This window comes from Methylobacterium sp. J-067, assembly GCF_022829465.1.
GTDB classification, from domain to species: Bacteria; Pseudomonadota; Alphaproteobacteria; order Rhizobiales; family Beijerinckiaceae; genus Methylobacterium; species Methylobacterium litchii.
The window spans coordinates 1-18,179 of the sequence record NZ_JAKSXZ010000050.1; the positions used below are offsets into that span (position 1 = coordinate 1).

An 18,179-nucleotide genomic window follows, 5' to 3' on the forward strand; every position below is an offset into this window, starting at 1 on the left:
CGCAAAGACAACACACCATTCCCTCTCACGACACCGCTTGGCGCGGGGTGGAGCAGTCCGGTAGCTCGTCAGGCTCATAACCTGAAGGTCGTTGGTTCAAATCCAACCCCCGCAACCAAACACACGAACAACCCGCCCGTCGAAAGACGCGGCGGGTTTTTCGTGTTCGGCCTGCGCCCTATCTTGGCCGCATGACATTTCCTCATCACGGCCGATACCCCTACAGCGCCCTGCCGGAGCGGCCGGTCTATGACTGGCCCGGCGGCAAGCGGCTTGCGGTCTATGTCGCCCTGAACCTCGAGACCTTCGATTTCGGATCGGGGCTCGGGGCGGAGCTGGCGCCGGGCGGGCCGCAGCCGGACGTGCTCAACTACGCGTGGCGCGATTGGGGGAACCGGGTCGGGGCTTGGCGGATGCGCGACCTGTTCGACGCGCTGCACATGCCGGTCAGCGTGCTGGCGAACAGCCGGCTCTACCGGGATTGTCCCGGCCTGATCGAGGCGTTCCGGGCGCGGGGCGACGAGATCGTCGCCCATGGCCGCAGCAACGCCGAGCGGCAGGGTGTCCTCGACGAGGCGGCCGAGCGGGCGCTGATTGCGGAGGCGACGGAGGTGCTCACCCGGGAGGAGGGCAGGGCGCCACAGGGCTGGCTCGGCCCATGGATCTCGCAATCACACGCGACGCCCGACCTCCTGGCCGAGGCCGGCTACCGCTACCTCCTCGACTGGTGCCACGACGATCAGCCGACCTGGTTCGCCACGCGCGGCAACCCGATCCTGGCGATCCCCTATCCGCAGGAATTGAACGACATCCCGGCGATCGTCGCGCGCAAGGAGACCGGCCGGGAGTTCGCGCAGGCGATTCTCGACGGGTTCGAGGAGATGCTGGCGCAATCCGCCTCGGCGCCATTGGTGATGGGCATCGCCCTTCACCCCTACATCACCGGCCAGCCCCACCGCCTGGGCCCGCTGCGCCGGGCGCTCGCCCACATCGCGTCCCACCGCGACAAGATCTGGCTGACGACGGCCGGCGCCATCGCAGCCCATCCGGGGATTCCAAAGGGCTAAGCCCTTTGGCGGGGTGTCGGGGCGGTGCCCCGACTACTTGCGCCCCAACGCGTACAGGGTGATGGCCGCCGCGTTCGACACGTTCAAGCTGCGGATGGCCCCCGAAAACGGGATCCGGGCGAGGGTATCGCAGCAACTGCGCGTGCGCTCCCGCAAACCCTTCCCCTCGGCCCCCAGCACGATGACGAGGGGCCGCGGCGCGTTGAGTGCCCCCAGCTCCACCTCCGCATCGGAATCGAGCCCGACTCGGGTGAACCCCCGCTCTCCCAATGTGATCAGCGCCTCCGCCAGATTGCGGACGGTGATGAACGGCACGTGCTCCAACCCGCCGGAGGCGGATTTCGCGAGCACGCCCGTCGCGCCGGGCGCGTGGCGCACGGTGGTCACGATGCCCGTAACACCGAAGGCGGCGGCGGTGCGGACGATGGCACCGACGTTATGCGGATCGGTGATCTGGTCGAGGGCGAGCAGCAGCGCGTCCTCCGGCATGGCGTCAAGGGCGGGGCCGGGGAGGGGATCCGCCTCCAGATAGAGTCCCTGGTGGACGGCATCGGCCCCGAGCAGCCGCCCGATCTCGGCGGGGCGCACGAGCTCCGGCGCGATGCGCAGGGCGTCCCCGAAGGCCTCCTGCAACCGGAGGATGGCGTTCTCGCTCGCGAGGAGGCGGCGCAGGCCGCGCTTCTCGTTGGCCAGCGCCTCGCAGACCGGATGCCAGCCATAGAGGACGATCGCGTCGTCGCCGGCAGGCCGGGGCGGGGGATCGCCGGGATGGGCCGGGCGGCCGTGATGACGGGGCCGGAAGGGCCGTCCGGGTTTGCGGGTGTCGGGTGGCGCCACGGGGAGGGCGGGCTCCTTCGAACCATGCCTGGAGGAATGAGCCTTGGGTGAAGCCTTCGCCTCGGGTTTCGTCAAGTCGGGGGTTCGTCCGGTCGCTTCACGCGCCCCGTTCTGTGGACGAAACGGGGTTATTCCCTTCAAAACATGTTCATTCCTTCCAACCGTTCCGTCCGGTTTGGCGAACGAGCCTCGCGCGCATTAGGAAAACTATCAAACCATCTTTATCAGAGAGTCTGTTCAGCAGGTTATATGCCCGCGCCGTTCCCCCTATCCAACCAAGGGGTTAAGGCCCGTTCCGGTATCCGACTCTGCGCGGATGCGTATGGAACTCTGCGCGGTGGCGTATGGGAGTCTGCGCCAGCCCGACGCCCCGGCGCATGGGATTCTGCGTGGCCGCGTATGCAATTCGGCGTCGATCGGCAGGGAAGGGTGTGAAGTCCGGGGACAAGGGGGCGTATCGAACTCTGCGTGAGGCTCGGAACGAGCCGGCCGCCTCGCCGCACCTGTGCGGGGAAACGTGGATTGCCGGGACAAGTCCGAAGCGGTCACGCCCCGCGCCCGCGAATCGTGCCATGTCCTGTCGGGGGTCCGTCCGATGCGGGCCGGGGTTCGAGCACGGGACGCAATGGGGATCGAGGCAATGGTCGCGGAGATCCGCGATCCCGACCTCCTGGCCGAGCTGGAGGCCGCCCGGGGCGGCTTCCTGTTCGCGCCGATCGTCGCCCACCTGCACCACCGGCAGCGGGAGCGCGACGCCACGCGCGCCGCCCAGGGCGAGGAGGAGGCCCGCCGGGCCGACCTCTCCCGCGACCAGAAGCGGCGGGACGCGGTGCGCCTCGTCATCGAGAACGAGCCCGCCCTGCCGGAGAACCTCCAGCACATCCATTCGGTGCTGGCCCTGTGCGGCCTGCCCTATCGCGATCCGGGGGCGGTGCGGGAATTCTCGCGGACCTACGGGCGCAACTCGCTGAACCTCATCGCCGGGCGGCTCAAGGACCCCACGACGGGCGCCTTCGCGCCCCAGGGCCTGCCCTACGGGCCGAAGGCGCGGCTGATGCTCCTGCACCTCTGCACGGAGGCCGTGCGCCAGCGCAGCGCCGTGGTGCAGGTGGCCGACACTCTCTCGGGCTTCATGCGCGAGATGGGCTTCGCCGTGACCGGGGGCGAGCGCGGCACGATCCGCCAGTTCAAGGAGCAATTGAACCGGCTCGCCGCCTGCACCATGCAGATCGGCCTCTGGGACGGGCGCGACAGCGCCACCACCCTCAACGTGCCGCCGTTCCGCAGCCTCGAACTCTGGCGCTCCCGCGCGGGCGAGGGGGACGAGGTGCAGGATGGCGGGCGCACCGTGCGCTTCGACCAGGAATTCTACGAGACCCTGATCCGCCACGCCCTGCCCGTCGACATGCGGGCGGCGAAGGCCTTCTCCGGCTCGGCGCGCAAGCTCGACCTGCTGTTCTGGCTCGGCTACCGCCTGCGGGCGCTGCCCCGGCCCCTGCGGCTCACCTGGAACAACCTGCACCAGCAATTCGGGGCGGAAAACGCCTCGATCCGCAGCTTCCGGCAGGGGTTCAAGGCCGACCTCGCCCACCTGCAGGAGGTGTTCCCGAAGCTGCCGGCGAGCCTCGATGAGAACGGGCTCGTTCTCTCCCCCGCCGACGAGACCGCCCTCCTCGTTCCGCCCCGGAAGGGAACGAAACGGAAGATCGCAGGGAAGATGATGGAAGATATGGAATAAGCGGAGGGAATGGCGTTCATTCCGTTGCGCCGGAGCCGTGTATTCCCTTATTCCATGCAGGGAATTGACGCGGTGGGAACGGAATGGGCCTCTCGGAACACGAGGCGGAAGAGCGGCTGGCGCAGCTGAGGCGCCAGCGGGAAACCCTCGACCGCGAGATCGCCGACCTCGTCCTCTACCTCGAACTCGGCCGGCGGCTGAATGCCGGGATCCCCCGGCCGGCGCCCACGCCCGCCCCCGCGCCCGCGCCTGCCCCGGAGCCCGTGGAGGAGAGGGAGGCCCCCGCTCCGCCGACCCGGGTCCGCCGCCCCGCCGCGCCCGAGCCCGTCGCCTTCGCCGAAGATCCCACCGGCGCCCGCCGCTACGGCCGCGCCCTCGTCGAGGCCGCCTGCGCCGTCCTCCACGAGGCCGGGCAGCCCCTCCATGCGCGGGAGATCCACGATGCCCTGATCGCGCGCGGCTTCGCCATTCCGGGTCGCGATCCCGTGGCGGCCCTCAACACCCGGCTGTGGAAGCGCTCGGGCGAGGGCGGGCCGCTCCGGCGGCACGGGGAGGCCGTGTACGGGCTGGCCGGTGAGGGGGACCCATAAAAAACAAAAGGCCCAGGGGCCTTGCCCCTGGACCCCACCAAAGGACTCGTCCTTTGGGATCCCTCAGTTGCTGGCGACGTCGGCGCTCTCGCCCGAACCGCCGGCCTTGCCGTCGCTGCCCAGCGAGTAGACCTCGTAGGGCGACGCGCCGAGGCCCGGTGAGCGGTAGAGGTAGGGGTGGCCCCACGGGTCCACCAGGCCGCGCGCGTCGCGCACATACGGGCCGCGCCAGCCGGGGCCGGTCGGCTGCACCAGCGCCTGGAGGCCCTGGTCGGAGCTCGGGTAGCCGCCGAGGTCGAGGTAATACAGCTCCACCGCCTGCGCGATGTTCTTCACCTGGATGCGCGCCGTCTCGCCCTTGGCCCGGCCGAGATAACCCAGCACCTGCGGCGTCACCATCGTCGCGATCATGCCGATGATCGCCAGCACCACCAGCAATTCCACCAGCGAGAAGCCCGCCTCCCCGGCCTCCTCGGCCTCGGCGCGGCTCATGCTCCCGTTCATTTCCCGGCTCCGATAATCACGACGTCTATAGGCCGGCATGATGGCCGGGCTTTCTAAAGATTTCGCTGGCGCGACAGGGGTCGATCGGTGGTTTTCGCGGCAGGTTCCGGCGGTGGTTTTTACCTTTGTTAACGCCGTCCTGCGACAAAACCCTCGTACTCTCGGAGGGACGGGCCCGAAAGGGCCGGCAGAGACGATGAGCGGTTTGCGCGCGAGCCTTGTTCTTCCCATCGGCGCCAGCCTTCTGCTCGGCCTCCTGGGCGCGAGCCCGGCGCTGGCGGAGCCGCTGACCCTCGCCCTGCCGGGTCCGCTGCCGCCGGTGCGGGTGCTCACCCTGCTGGTGGGGCTGCATCTCGTCGGCCTGTGCTTCGGCCTCGGCGGGGCGACGATGCTCGATTTCTGGATCCTGCGCTGGATGCGCTGGGGGAGCCTGCCGCCGGAGATCGCGCGGATCTTCCTGTTCGTCAGCAAGGTCTGCACGGTGGGCATCGTGCTGCTGTGGCTGTCGGGGCTCGGCTTCCTGGCGGTCTACGCGGCGGAATCGCCGGAGAAGTTCCAGAACCCGAAGCTCTGGGCGAAGATCACCGTGGTGGTGGTGCTCACCCTGAACGGGCTCATCATCCACAGCGCCGTCCTGCCCGGCATCCTGCGCGATGTCGGCCGCCCGATGCTCGACGGCATCTCGGGCGCGCGCACGGGCATCTTCCTCGTCTCCGGCGCGGTCTCGGGGGTGTCGTGGTACACCGCCTTCGTGCTGGGGCTGATGCGCGAATTGAACAACGTCGTCGCCTACGGGACGCTGATCGGCCTCTGGCTCACGGGCGTGGCGGCGGGCTCCGTCGGCGCCTACACCCTCTGGCTGCACCTGCGCGAATGGAGCGCCCTGCGCCGGGGCAGGGCGGTCCCGGCCGCGTCCCGTCCGGCACGCATCCCGGCGAGCCAGTTCGTACGGGTCGGCGCCGCCCGAGCCTGAGGCCCGTGCCCCCCGCCGACCTCCTTCTCGCCCTCGCGCCTTTACCGCTGACGCTGACGCTGCCGATCGCCTGGATCGACTGGCGGCGGCGGATCATCCCGAACGGGTTGAACCTCGCGCTGCTCGCCGCCGGGCTCGGGCTCGCGGCCTGGCATGATCCGGAATTCGTGTGGCTGCGCGTCGGGGAGGTCGCGGTCGCCTTCGGCCTGTTCTGGGGGGTGAGGGCGCTCCATGCCCGCCTGCGTGGCCGGATCGGGCTGGGGCTCGGGGACGTGAAGTTCCTCGCCGCCGCCACGGCCTGGACGGGCCTCGCCGGTCTCCCCTTCGTCCTCCTGGTGGCGAGCCTGTCGGCGCTTCTCGTGGTGGTGCTCGCCCGCCTCGACGCGCGGACGCGCCTGCCCTTCGGCCCGTTCCTGGCGCTAGGCCTGCACGCCGCCCTGGTCCTGACGCCGGCCTGAAAGGGGATCCCAAAGGGCAAGCCCTTTGGCGGGTGCAGGGCAGCGCCCTGCTCTACTGCGCCAACTGCCCGACGCTCAGGATCGCCGCCATCACCGACACGATCAGCCCGCCGATCAACCCGCCGATGGCGACGGTGACGAGGGGGGTGAACAGGGCGAGCATCCCGTCGATGCGCTGGCGGGTCTGGGTCTCGTGCATCTCGGCGGCGTGGCCGAGCACGCTGCCCAGCCGGTTCACCTGCTCGCCGCTGGCGATGAGGTTCAGGGTGGAGGGGGCATAGGGGCGCAGGCGTCCGAGGCCGGAGGCGAGGCTGCCGCCCTCGACGAGGCGCTGCCCGGCCTCGTCGAGGGCGAGGCGGAAGACGCGGTTGCCGGCGAGCGGCTTGGTGGCGGCCACGGCGTCGGGCACCGGCACCTGCGCCTGCAGGAGGGTGGCCAGCACCCGGCAGATCCGCCCAAGCTCGATGCCGATCACGACCTCGCGCACCAGGGGCAGGCGCAGGGCCAGGGCCGAGCGGGCGGCGGCGAAACCGGGCCGGCGCCAGCTCCGCGCCAGCAGGGCGAGGGCGGCGGCGAGTCCGCCGAGGAGCACGGGCCACCACGCGGAGACGAAATCCCCCAACGCCCCGGCGGCGCGGATGGCGAAGGGCGGGGCCTGCCCGCTGCCCTCGAACATCGGGGCGAGGGCCGGCACCAGCACGCCGACGATCATCGCGATCGTCCCGATCGCCATCAGCACCAGCAGGCCGGGATAGATCATCGCGGAAGCGAGGTGGCGGCGCACCGCGTCGCGGCGGGCGATGGAGGCGGTGAGCGAGGCGATGACGTCGGTGAGGGTGCCGGTGGCCTCCCCCGCCCGGATGATGTCGACCATGTCCTGCGGGAAGGCCTGCGGATGCGCGCCCATGGCCCGCGACAGGGAGGCGCCGCCGACGACCCGCTCCAGCAGGTCGGTGAGGATGGGTCGCAGGGCCTTGGAGGCCTGCCGTTCGGTGAGCCGGAGGGCGCGGTCGACGGTGAGGCCGGCGCCGAGCAGGGTGCCGAATTCCCGCAGGAAGGCGACGCGGGCGGCGTCGTTCACCCGGTCGCGGCCGAACAGGTCGCGCTTCCAGAAGGCGTCCGGCCCGGCGGCGGCGGCCTCGATGGCGAAGACCCGCAGCCCCTCGCCCTGCAAGAGCGCCACGGCCCGCTGGCGGGTCTCGGCCTCGACCTTGCCCGCGCGGGTGCGCCCGTCGGCGGCGTAGGCCCTGTAGGCGAAATGGCCCATCAGGCGATCCCCTCGAGGACGCGGCCGACCTCGTCGAGGCTGGTGCGGCCGGCCATCGCCAGCGCCCGTCCGCTCTGCGAGAGGGAGGTCATGCCCCCGGCCCGGGCATGGGCGGCGAGGGCCTGCTCTCCGGCGCGCTCTGCGATCATCCCGCGCAACGCCCCGTCGAGGAGCATCACCTCGGACACGACCATCCGGCCCCGGTAGCCGGTGCCGTTGCAGGCGGGGCAGCCGCAGGGGCGGCGCAGGGTCAGGGGGCTGCCGGGGGGCAGGCCCAGCGCGATCCGGTCCCGCGCGGTGCCGGGCACGGTCTCGGCGCAGTCGTCGCAGAGGCGGCGCACGAGGCGCTGGGCGACGACACCGTTCAGGGTCGCGGCGATGAGGTAGGGCTCGACGCCCATGTCCATCAGCCGGGTCACGGCGGCGGCGGCCGAGTTGGTGTGCAGCGTCGAGACCACGAGGTGGCCGGTCAGCGAGGCCTGCACGGCGATCCGCGCGGTCTCGCCGTCGCGGATCTCGCCGACCATGACCACGTCCGGGTCCTGGCGCAGGATGGAGCGGAGCGCGGCGGCGAAGTCGAGGCCGATGCCGGGATGGGCCTGCACTTGGTTCACCCCGGCCATCCGGTATTCCACCGGGTCCTCGACGGTGACGACCTTGAGATGCGGCCCGTTGAGGCGCTTGAGCGCCGCGTAGAGGGTGGTGGTCTTGCCCGAGCCGGTGGGGCCGGTGACGAGGACGAGGCCGTTCGGCCGGCTCGTCATAGCCTCGATCTGCGCGATGGCGGGGGCGTCGAAGCCGAGATCGGAGAAATCCTCCACCCGGCGGGAGCCGTCGAGGACGCGCAGCACCACGCTCTCCCCATGGGCGGTGGGCAGCGTCGAGACGCGGATATCGACCTCCTGGCCCCGGTCGGGGGCCTTCATGCGCCCGTCCTGGGGCAGGCGCCGCTCGGCGATGTTGAGCCCGGCCTGGATCTTGATGCGGGTGGTCAGCGCGAGCTGCACCGATTTCGCGAGCCGCTCGGATTCGATGAGCACGCCATCGACCCGGTAGCGCACCCGCATGTCGGCCTCCTCGGCCTCCAGGTGGATGTCCGAGGCCGAGAGTTCGAAGGCCTTGCGCACGAGGCGGGCGGCGAGCCTCACGATGGGCGCCTGGCTCGCCACATCCTGCAGGCGGGCGAGGTCGTCATCGACGGCACCGTCCTCCTCCGGCGCGGCATCGCCGTAGACGGCCCGGTGCGCCCGCTCGAACCCGCCGGGGCCGAGGAGGCGCCGCTCCACCGGCCGGTCGGCGAGGTGTTCCAGCGCCGGCACGGTCTCGGGGTCGAAGGGATCGACCACGGCCACGGTAAGCCCGTCCGGCCCGGCGGCGACGGGCAGGATGCGGGCGCGGGCGCAGTACTCGGCGCCGATCGCCTCCGGCAGGACGGGGGCGGGCGGGATCTCCTCGGGGTCGAGGATGGACAGGCCCGTCGCCTCCGACAGGGCGGTGACGAGGGTCGCCTCGTGGATCAGCCCGAGCTCCACCAGCAGGACGGGCAGGGCGCGCCGGCCGGGCAGGTCGAGGGCGGCCAGCGCCCGCTCGTGCCCGGCGGCATCCAGCGCCTCCCGTTCCGCGAGGAAGGCGATGAAGTCGCGCGCCGCGTCGCGGGCCCCGCGCCGGTCGCCGCGCCGGTCGGGCACCGCCCGCAGCGGGCGGCTCTTGGCGGCCCAGATGTTCAGCATCGCCCGGTCGTCCTGTCGTCGTGTCCCCGGCCGCCGGAGAGATCGTTGCGGAATGCGATGGGGCCCTCAACTCTCGGATCTCGCGGCGATCCCCACGCGGTGGAATCAGGTTTCGTCACTACAACCTTAAGCGGTTAGCAATACCGGAGGCTTAACGAAGGCTCATGCGATGAACCGGAGCCTGACCGTGAGCGCCCCATCCGCCGTTCCGTCCGCGTTCCGCCACTGGCTGGCCGGAGCCCAGGCGGCGCGGCTGCGGCCATTCCTCGATGCGGCGGTGCACCTGTCGGGCTTCTCCGAGCCCCGGGCCGACCGCCTGCCCACCGCCCTGACCGTGCGCCTCGGCGCGCCGGGGGACGAGGCGGTGACGGTGATCGACCGCCGCGAGGGCGAGGCACGGACCTACCGGTTCGAGGCCGGGGCGGCGGACCTGTCCGAGCGCATCGCGGCGGTGGCCGGCGGGCGCGGGGGCATGCGGGCCAAGGTGCTCCTCGACCCCGCCGCCTGCTTCATCCGCTGCCTCGACGTGCCGAGCGCCGCCCTGCCGCGGATGCGCGCGCTGCTGGCGGAGGAATTGGAGGCCGGCACGCCCTTCCGGGCGGCGAGCGTCTACAGCGACTGGTTCGTGGAGGGCGAGGATGTCGCCGCGCGCGCCCTGCGGGTGCGGCACGTGGTGGTCAAGCGGGCGCGGCTCGATCCGGTGCTCGACGCCCTCGCCGCGGCCGGGCTGCCGGTCGGGCCGGTGGCGGTGGGCCGCGCGGAAGACCAGACCCTGCCGGTCGATCTCTTGAGCCACGGGCACCGGGCCCTGCCGGCCCTGCTCGGGGGCGCGGGCAAGGGCGACGTCGCCCTGTGGCTCGGGGCGGGGCTGCTGCTCGCGGTGGCGTTCTGGGGCTGGCGGGCGCATCAGGACGCGACGCTCGCCGCCCTCGACGAGGGCTTCGCCGCCGCCCGGCACGCCATCGTGGGCGTGGCGCCGCCGGTCCAGGCAGGTCTCTCGACCATCCTCGCGAATCGCGCCCCGCCGCTGGCCCGGACCTGGGATGCCCTGGCCGCCGCCCTGCCGGAGGGCGCCTCGGCGGTGAGCCTCCATTGCGACGGGACGGGGGCGCTCGTCACCCTCTCGGTGCGGGACGAGGCGGGCGCGCTCGCCGCCCTCGGCCGGGTGCCGGGGTTCGCGCCGCCGGTCCTCCAGGGAGCGGTGGACGAGCCGGGGGGCACGCGGCGCCTCACCCTGCACCTGCCCCGCGCCGCCGGAGGAGGCCGCCCGTGACGCTTCTGCCGGACCTCGCCCTGCGGCCGCTGCTGGTGCGGCTCGCCGGATGCGGGCTGCTCCTCGCCCTCGGGGCGGGGGCGGTCTCGTCCTCCCTCGACGCCTCGTCCGCCATCGAGACCGCCCGCGACCGCCTGGACCGGGCGCGGGAGCGCGCCGCCCGGCCGGAATCCGTCCCGCCGCTGGTCGCGGCGAACGGGGATGCGCTGCTCGCCGCCTTCCGCGCCCGGCTCGACGCCCTGGCGGCGGACCGGGCGGTGGTGATCGACGCGGCGACCCTCGATCCCGATCCCGCCCGCCCGGACCTGCCGCGCCTGCGCGGGATGCTGCGCGGCACGGCCGAGGGCCTGCACGGGCTGGTTCACGCCCTGGAGACCGGCGCGCCCCTCGTCGCCCTGGAGGAGGCCGACCTCGGCATCGAGCGCCCGGCCGACGCGGAGATCGGCCGCCCGACGCTCATGCGCCTCACCCTCGTGGCGCGGGGCGTGGTCGCGCCGCCCGCCCCCTCGCCCCGGAGGACACCGTGACGGCCCTCACCCGGATGCTCGCCGCGAGCGGCTGGGGCGCGCGCTGCGCCTTCGGCCTGGCCGGTCTCGCGGCGCTGGCCGCCGTCGCGATGCCGGCGGAGGAGATCCCGGCCGTAGCGCGGGCGGCGTCCATCGCCGCCGCCCCGGCCGAGGGTTCGGCGGTGCGCCGCCCGCCCTTCGACCCCGAGCGCCGCCCCTGGACGGCGCAGGGCAGCCGCGACCTGATCCTGCGGCCGGATCCGGCGGTGCCGGTCCTGGTCCTGCGCGGCCTCCGCCTCGACGGCGGGCAGGCGAGCGCCTTCATCGACGACGGCAGCGGCGCCCAGGGCTGGCTCGCGGCGGGCGAGGGAAGGGGCGACTGGCATGTCGTGGAGATCGGGCCGGACCGCGTCTCGGTGCTCCAGCGCGGCCGCAGCTTCGAGGCCGAGTTCCTGGGCCGCCCGGCGACCCTACGCCCGGCCCCCTTCGAGGATGCCCCGGCCGCCCTGAGGCGCTGAATCCCCTGCGGTCTAGATGTCCCGTCCTTTGAAGGTGCCGGGGTCGGAGGGCCATGCCGGTTCGGATCGCGATCTCTGGACGCGCCGCAGGAGCCGGCCATCGATTGCCGCGAGGCCGCCGCCGATCAGGGCCATGCCCGCGTAGTGGCGGACGCCCAGATGTTCCCCCAGCACCACCGCCCCCAGCAGGATGGCCGAGACGGGGATGAGGAAGGTGACGAGCAGCAGGTTCGTTGCGCCCACGCTGCCCAGCAGGCGGAAATACAGCACATAGGCCAGGGCCGTGGACAGGCTCGCGGCGCCGAGCACCGCGCCCCATACCGGAAGGCCGGGCGATGCCAGATGCCATGGCCGGTCGATGACGAGGACGAGCGGCAGGAGGAGCAGTGTCGAGCCCGTGACCTGCCCCGCCGCTGTCGCGAGCGGGGTCACCCCCATGCGGGAAAACCTGCGACCGAAGATCCCGGCGAAGGCGTACGACAGGGCAGCGGCCAGGATGGCCAGCTGCGCGAGGACAGCCGCTCCGAATCCGACGAGGGCGGAAGGACCGACCATCACTGCGACGCCCAGGAACCCGATGACGACGCCGGTCAAGCGATGTCCCGTCATGCGCTCGTCGGTGGTGAGGAGATGCACTGCAACGACGGTGAAGAGCGGGGTCGTGGCATTCAGGATGGCGGCAAGGCCGGACGCGATGTGCGTCTGCCCCCAGACGATCAGGCAGAAGGGTACCACGTTGTTCAGCACGCTCATGCCCGCGAAGGCGGCCCAGATGCGCGGGCTGGACGGAAGCCGCGCGCCCACGAGCGGCAGGCTCACGTTGAGGATGAGTGCGGCGAGGCCGACGCGCAGGGCGACGAGCGTCAGAGGCGGCAGCGCCGTGAGTGCGACGCTCGTGAAGACGAACGAGCCGCCCCACAGGAGCGACAGGACGAGCAGGATCGCCCATTCGGCGGCGGACATGGCGTGGTTTGCGGCAGGTGGCACGGCGGGTCTCCCGAGGAGACCGCTGCCTACGTCGTCCCTGCGGCGACGGGCTTCCCGTTTCCTGCTCGGGAATCCGTCCGCTAATCCATCATCCGCCGGAGCACGCCCTCGGTGCCGGGCAGCGGCATCGCCATGGGCGGGGGCGGGGGGACCGGGCGCACCGGCATCATCGCCCGGAACTGCTGGCGGAAATCGTCCGCGATCTTGTCCGCCTCGGCGGCGCCGCGGATGACCTTCGGGCGGATGAACACGATCAGCTCGGTGCGCACCCGCTGGTCGCTGCGGTTGCGGAAGGCGGGGCCGATGAGGGGCAGGTCGCCCAGGATCGGAAGGCTCTCGTTCGAGAGCTGCGACTTCTCCTGCACGAGGCCGCCGAGCGCCAGGGTGTGGCCGTCGTTCACCGCCACGCTGGTCGCCACCCGCCGCTGGCGGATGGTCGGCGAGTTGATGGTCGAGGTGGTGGTCGGCACCACGTCGCTGACCTCCTGGTTGATGTCGAGCACCACGAGGCCGTTCTTGTTCACCCGCGGCGTCACCGAGAGGATGACGCCCGTGTCCTTCAATTCGATCTGGTTCAGGATCGGCGCGCCGGCGGCGAGCGCGCTCTGGCCGCTCTGCTTCACGATCGGCACCTGATCGCCGATCTGGAGCTTGGCGGTGCGGTTGTCGAGCACGGTGATGTTGGGCGAGGACAGGACATGCACCGTGGTGATGCCCTGGAGGGCGTTCAGCACCACGTTGAAGTTCGATCCGCTCATCAGGTAGCTGAAGCCGGGGATGGCCTGCGTCGCGGCGCTGATCAGCGCGGCGGTGCCGCTCACGGCGGTCCCCGTGCCGGTGACGGGCACGGCCGAACCCGCGAGGCCGGCGGTGGCGTTGGAGGCGAGGTTCAGCCGGTCGCCCCGGTTCTGCAGGAACCATTGCACGCCGAACTGCAACTGATCGTTCAGCGTCACCTCGGCGATGACGGTCTCGAGCAGCACCTGCGTCGGCATCGCGTCGAGGCGGCCGAGGATGCGCAGGATCTTGTCGTACTGGTTGCGGGTCGCGGAGATGACGAGGCTGTTGTTGGTCTCGTCGGCGACGACGCCGATCATGTCCCGGCGCGGCAGGCCGGCGGCCATTCCGCCTCCCACGCTCCCCGCCATTCCGTAGCCGCCGCCCGCATCGGCGCCGTAGCCGCTCGCGAAACCCGACGCGAAGCCGGCGCCGCCCGCCCCGCCGAAGCCGCCGCCGGCGCCGCCGTTCAGCCCGCCGCCCTGCTGCGGCCCGGCCCCCTGGCCGAACCCGGCGCCGCCCAGCGGCGGCGTCCCGGCGAGGCTCCCGCCGCCGCCCGCGAGGCCACCCGAGGCATTGCCGGAGAGGCCCGACGGCGCCCCGACCGCGCCGGACGAATCGCCGCCGAAGCCGGATGTCCCGAACCCGGCCCCGATCACCGACCCGTCCCCGCCGAAGCCCGCGCCGCCGGCGGTGGCGCCGAGCCCGCCCGCACCGAACCCGGCGCCGGAGGAGACGTTCACGCTCGCGCCGGTCTCGGCGGCGACGACGCCCTGAAGCACGGCGGCGAGTTCCTTCGCCGAGCGGTTCTGGATCCGGTAGACGAAGAGCTGCCGCTCCCGGTCGGCGGCGAGGGATTCCAGCTCGCCGAGCCAGACCCGGGCGCGGTCGAGATAGGCCGACCGCGAGGTGACTACGAGCACGGCGCTCAGGGCCTCGTTCGGCACGAAGCGGATGACGTCGCCGGTCCCGGCGGTCTCGCCGCCGAAGATCTGGGTGAGGTCGCGGGCGATGGCCCGGGGATTGGAGCTGCGCACCGGCAGCATCGCCGTCGACATGCCGCGCATCCAGTCGACGTCGAAGACCGCGATGGTCTGGCGCAGGGTGCGGATCTGGCCGGCATCCCCGCTGAGGATCAGGACGTTGCGCGCCCGGTCGGCCCGCAGCACCACGTCGCGCGGGGCGACGGCGGCCAGGATCGCCTGCATCTCGGCGGCCGAGATCCAGCGCAGGGGCACCACCACGGCGCCGGCCTCGGCGCCGACGCCGCGCACCGGCTGCAGGGTGCCCGCCCCCGCCGCCACGATCTGCGCCATGCGGCCCCGGCGCCTCAGGGCGAGGCCCCGGCTCGACAGGGCGCCCTCGAACAGCGAGAGCAGGGCGGCGCGGCTCACCGGGCCGCCGGTCTGGAGGGTGATCGGCCCGCCGGCCTCCGCGTCCAGGGTGTAGCCCCAGCCGAGGGTGTCGGTGAGCACCGCCTTGGCCGCCACGGCCAGGGGCACGTCCACGAGGTCGAGGCTCACCATCCCGGCGGGGAGGGAGTCCGGCGTGGCGCTCTCGCTGCCGACCAGCCGGTCGTTGCCTCGGACCACGATCCCCGCACTCCCGCGCAGCCCGGCCCCGGATGCGGGGATGTCCGAGAGGGGCTCGGCGGCCGGGGCCGCCGTGGCCGCGGCGCACAGGAGTGCCGCGCCGATCATCTGTGCGCGACCCTTCATACGACCCACGGTCCCCACTTCGGCTCTGCGTCCCAGGGACAGGTTTATGATTTCGTGGTTAATAAATCGCTTATCTGCAACTTACGAACGTTTCCAGCAGCGAGTAAGCTCCTAAAAAGACAGAGCAAGTCAAAATTGAGCGGAAACTGAGCGGGCGGCCGCGCTGTTTGGAGTTGCATCAACTCTCCGCCGAAGATGCAATCTCTGGTTACATCACGACGACAGTCCATCACCCCGCGACCCACCCGCAACGCGGTGCGGAACGGTCGGGATCGGGCGGCGCACCCCCGACTTACTTGCCGCACGGGCCTCGCGCGGGGGCCGTAGGACCCGCCGAATCGATTTACCCTGGCGCCGGGAATCGGCGGGAAGGGATAGTTTTCGACAATGGTCTTCGCTTAAAGCAAGACTGTTCATCGCGATCAAATTGTCTATTGCGCAATCCATTTGCCGCGAAAGCAGTTCATTCCGCTCAAGGCGCCGGGCGGAGATCCTGAAAGCAACGCGCCGTTCCATTCATTGCCCAGAGGAACACCATGTCCCGTGCCGCTCCCCGGCTCCGCAGCGCCCTGCTCTGCGCGACCGCGCTCGCCAGCGGCCCCGCCCAGGCCGCCCTGTACGGCATCGTCGTCAATCCGGTCGCCGACCCGCTGCTCGCGGGCCTGTCGATCCCGGCCTCGGCCCCGAGCGCGGGCCTGTTCTCGCCGGTGCGCGACTGGCCGATGAACGCCGTCACCCTCGGCCTGCTGCCGAGCGGCAAGGTCGTGTCCTTCGGCACGCCCGGCGGGAATCCCGGCGTGCAGGACGGCCGGACCTTCGACATCTGGGATCCGACCCTGGGCTTCGTCGGGGGCAGCCACAAGACCCTGCCGGGCATCACCGGCGTGAATAGCTTCTGCGGCGCGCAGGCCTTCCTCGGGGACGGGTCGCTGCTCGTGGCCGGCGGCATCTTCGACAACGGCAACGACAAGGGCAACGTCGTCCTGAACAACCAGGCCTCGGGCCTCGGCGCCCTGCCGGCCAAGCTCGCCAACGACCGCTACTATTCCACGATGATCACCCTGGCCGACGGGCGCCAGCTCATCATGGGCGGGTCCTATCCCTATCTCGGCGGGTTCAGCGACCCCCAGGGCAGCATCGACAAGGGCTACATGACCGGCATGACGCCGGAGATCCTGGCCGGGGGCCAGTGGAGCAGCCTGTTCGGCGCCAACAGCCGCGACGCGTTCGGGCCGGACAACAGCCGTTGGTGGTATCCCCGCGCATGGGTCGCGCCGAACGGGCAGGTCTTCGGCATCTCCGCCGACAAGATGTGGGTCCTGAACGCCTCCGGCACCGGCTCGGTGACGACGTGGGCCTTCAAGCAGCCGCAGCGCAGCGCCGCCAGCGCCACCGACGCGCCGAATGTCGGGCCGGTCTCGACGGCGGTGATGTACGACACCGGCAAGATCCTCCAGGTCGGCGGCAACAGCTACACGAATGGCGACGGGTTCCTGTCGTCGAGCCTCGCCACCACGGTCGACGTGAACGGCACCACCCCCGTCGTCGCGGACACGGCGCCGATGAGCGTGGGCCGGGCCTGGGCGCAGGCCACGGTGCTGCCCACGGGGCAGGTCGCCGTCACCGGCGGCAGCAAGTACAATGACCAGGCGGGGGACAACGCGGTCCTGCAATCGGAGATCTGGGATCCCCGCACCGGCAAATGGTCGGTCGGCGCCTCGGGGGCGGTCTATCGCGGCTACCACTCGACGGCGATCCTGATGCAGAACGGCGCCCTGCTGATCGCCGGGGGCGGCGCGCCCGGCCCGGTGAACAACCAGAACGCCGAGATCTACTACCCGCCCTACCTGTTCACCGCCGCCAACGGCACCGCCGCCCTGGCGACGCGGCCCCGGATCGTCAGCCTCGCCTCGATCACCCCGGGCTACGGCCAATCCCTGTCATTCGAGCTGAACTCGCCGAACGGCCTGTCGCAGGTGGTGCTGGTCGGGCTCAGCGCCGTCACCCACAGCTTCAACGCCACGCAGCGGCGCTACGTGGCGAGCTTCAGCGTCTCCGGCCAGGGCGTCACCGCCCGGATGCCGGCCTCGGGGGCCATCGCCCCCCCCGGCTATTACCAGCTCATCGCCATCGACACGAAGGGCGTGCCCTCGCCGGGGGTGATCGTCGGCCTCGGCGGCGTCACGGCGCCGGTCCAGGTGACGACCCCGGTCGCCCCCTCGGCCGTGGCCTCCAACGGCGGCGGCACCGGGACCGGCGGCACCGGCACGGGCGGGACCGGAACCGGCGGGACCGGCGGCACGGGCACCGGCACCGGGGGCAACGGCGGCACGGGAGGCCTCGGCGCCACGATCGGCCCGATCGGCCTCGCCCTCAGGGCTTCGCATTCGGGGCAGTGCCTCGCCGTCCCGGCGGGCAACACGGCCGACGGCGCCCCGGTGACGCAGCAGCCCTGCACGGGGGCGGCGGAGCAGACGTGGCAGGTCCAGGCCGGCAATGGCGGGCGGACCCTCGTCAACGCGGCGACCGGCAAGTGCCTCGACATGACCCTCGCGGCGGCGCCGGGGCCGGGCTCGCAGGTCTACCAGTGGACCTGCAACGGCGGCACCAACCAGGGCTGGAACCCGCGCGGCCAAGGGGCGGGGCAAGGGGCAGGGCAAGGGGCGGGTAACGCCCTCGTCTCGGCCTACAACGCCAACCTCTGCCTCGACGTGAGCGGCGCCTCCACGGCGGCGGGGGCGGGGGCCATCGTCTGGTCGTGCCACGGCGGCGCGAACCAGACCTTCACCCCCGGCCCGGCGCGGATCGCCCTGAAGGCCGCCCATTCCGGCCAGTGCCTCGCGGTCCCGGCGGGCAACGGCAACGACGGCGCCCCGGTGACGCAGCAGATCTGCACCGGCGCCGCCGAGCAGGCGTGGCAGGTGAAGCTCACCGGCGGCGGCCAGACCTTCGTCAACGCCGCCAACGGCAAGTGCCTGGACCTGACCCTGGCGGCGACGCCGGGACCGGGCTCCCAGGTCTACCAGTGGGGCTGCCACGGCGGCACGAACCAGGCGTGGCTCGGCCAGACGCAGGGCAACGGCTCCTCGCTCGCCTCGTCCTACAATGCCGGCCTCTGCCTCGACGTGAACGGCGCGGCGGTCACGAGCGGCGCGGGGACGATCGCCTGGACCTGCCAGGGCAGCGCCAACCAGACCTTCGGCGCGGTGGCGGTGACCTCCGCGACGCAATAGGCC

The 18,179-nt window shown here is 72.1% G+C and carries 15 protein-coding genes and 1 tRNA gene; 10 read left to right on the top strand and 6 right to left on the bottom strand.

From position 1 onward, the window contains the following. Positions 1-41 precede the first annotated feature (41 nt). Both MKK52_RS04090 and MKK52_RS04095 read left to right on the top strand, forming a co-directional pair. Positions 42-118, top strand: a tRNA-Met gene (locus MKK52_RS04090). Positions 119-191: 73 nt separating this feature from the next. Further along, entirely contained in the window at positions 192-1,067 is an 876-nt protein-coding gene (locus MKK52_RS04095) for a polysaccharide deacetylase family protein (RefSeq protein WP_243952487.1), read from the top strand. Between the two features lie 33 nt (positions 1,068-1,100). Here MKK52_RS04095 and MKK52_RS04100 read toward each other — a convergent pair whose 3' ends face one another. Next, positions 1,101-1,904: a TrmH family RNA methyltransferase gene (locus tag MKK52_RS04100; protein WP_243952488.1), complete on the bottom strand. Its 804-nt coding sequence runs from the start codon at positions 1,902-1,904 to the stop codon at positions 1,101-1,103. A 625-nt stretch (positions 1,905-2,529) separates the two neighbouring features. On the opposite strand from MKK52_RS04100, the gene MKK52_RS04105 reads away from it, so the two are divergent. Both MKK52_RS04105 and MKK52_RS04110 read left to right on the top strand, forming a co-directional pair. Beyond that, complete coding sequence (locus MKK52_RS04105) at positions 2,530-3,642, top strand: replication protein RepA (RefSeq protein ID WP_243952489.1); 1,113 nt, start codon at positions 2,530-2,532, stop codon at positions 3,640-3,642. Between the two features lie 83 nt (positions 3,643-3,725). Further along, on the top strand, positions 3,726-4,232 hold the full coding sequence (locus MKK52_RS04110) for an HTH domain-containing protein (RefSeq protein WP_243952491.1): 507 nt from the start codon (positions 3,726-3,728) through the stop codon (positions 4,230-4,232). 63 nt (positions 4,233-4,295) lie between these two features. Here MKK52_RS04110 and gspG read toward each other — a convergent pair whose 3' ends face one another. After that, a complete protein-coding gene (gene gspG / locus MKK52_RS04115; RefSeq protein ID WP_243952492.1) occupies positions 4,296-4,736 on the bottom strand; it encodes a type II secretion system major pseudopilin GspG in 441 nt (146 codons plus the stop codon). Positions 4,737-4,932: 196 nt separating this feature from the next. Between gspG and MKK52_RS04120 the strand changes: the two genes are divergently transcribed. Further along, the gene (locus tag MKK52_RS04120; RefSeq protein WP_243952494.1) at positions 4,933-5,709 is read left to right on the top strand and encodes a hypothetical protein; all 777 of its coding nucleotides are present in this window, start codon (positions 4,933-4,935) and stop codon (positions 5,707-5,709) included. A 5-nt stretch (positions 5,710-5,714) separates the two neighbouring features. Next, the gene (locus tag MKK52_RS04125) at positions 5,715-6,167 is read left to right on the top strand and encodes a prepilin peptidase (protein ID WP_243952496.1); all 453 of its coding nucleotides are present in this window, start codon (positions 5,715-5,717) and stop codon (positions 6,165-6,167) included. A 52-nt stretch (positions 6,168-6,219) separates the two neighbouring features. Here the strand turns inward: MKK52_RS04125 and MKK52_RS04130 are convergent, their stop codons facing one another. Together MKK52_RS04130 and MKK52_RS04135 are read right to left on the bottom strand one after the other, a co-directional pair. After that, complete coding sequence (locus MKK52_RS04130) at positions 6,220-7,434, bottom strand: type II secretion system F family protein (protein WP_243952498.1); 1,215 nt, start codon at positions 7,432-7,434, stop codon at positions 6,220-6,222. Beyond that, positions 7,434-9,164 carry a GspE/PulE family protein gene (locus MKK52_RS04135; protein ID WP_243952499.1) on the bottom strand — a complete coding sequence of 577 codons (1,731 nt, stop codon included), beginning with the start codon at positions 9,162-9,164 and terminating at the stop codon, positions 7,434-7,436. Before MKK52_RS04135 ends, MKK52_RS04130 begins: the two co-directional genes overlap by 1 nt. A gap of 187 nt (positions 9,165-9,351) precedes the next feature. On the opposite strand from MKK52_RS04135, the gene MKK52_RS04140 reads away from it, so the two are divergent. Genes MKK52_RS04140 through MKK52_RS04150 form a run of 3 tightly spaced genes read left to right on the top strand, consistent with a single transcriptional unit; the run spans position 9,352 to position 11,461 of the window. Then, positions 9,352-10,437: a hypothetical protein gene (locus MKK52_RS04140; RefSeq protein ID WP_243952501.1), complete on the top strand. Its 1,086-nt coding sequence runs from the start codon at positions 9,352-9,354 to the stop codon at positions 10,435-10,437. Further along, positions 10,434-10,964 (top strand): hypothetical protein, encoded by a 531-nt coding sequence (locus tag MKK52_RS04145; RefSeq protein WP_243952502.1) that lies wholly within the window; start codon positions 10,434-10,436, stop codon positions 10,962-10,964. The genes MKK52_RS04140 and MKK52_RS04145 overlap by 4 nt, the downstream gene beginning before the upstream one ends. Then, positions 10,961-11,461, top strand: a complete 501-nt coding sequence (locus MKK52_RS04150; RefSeq protein ID WP_243952504.1) for a hypothetical protein — start codon at positions 10,961-10,963, stop codon at positions 11,459-11,461. Before MKK52_RS04145 ends, MKK52_RS04150 begins: the two co-directional genes overlap by 4 nt. Before the next feature lie 12 nt (positions 11,462-11,473). Here MKK52_RS04150 and MKK52_RS04155 read toward each other — a convergent pair whose 3' ends face one another. Both MKK52_RS04155 and gspD read right to left on the bottom strand, forming a co-directional pair. Further along, a complete protein-coding gene (locus MKK52_RS04155) occupies positions 11,474-12,448 on the bottom strand; it encodes a DMT family transporter (protein WP_243952506.1) in 975 nt (324 codons plus the stop codon). An 80-nt stretch (positions 12,449-12,528) separates the two neighbouring features. Beyond that, the gene (gene gspD / locus MKK52_RS04160) at positions 12,529-14,943 is read right to left on the bottom strand and encodes a type II secretion system secretin GspD (RefSeq protein WP_243952508.1); all 2,415 of its coding nucleotides are present in this window, start codon (positions 14,941-14,943) and stop codon (positions 12,529-12,531) included. Positions 14,944-15,479: 536 nt separating this feature from the next. On the opposite strand from gspD, the gene MKK52_RS04165 reads away from it, so the two are divergent. After that, entirely contained in the window at positions 15,480-18,176 is a 2,697-nt protein-coding gene (locus MKK52_RS04165; protein ID WP_243952510.1) for an RICIN domain-containing protein, read from the top strand. Positions 18,177-18,179: the final 3 nt, after the last annotated feature.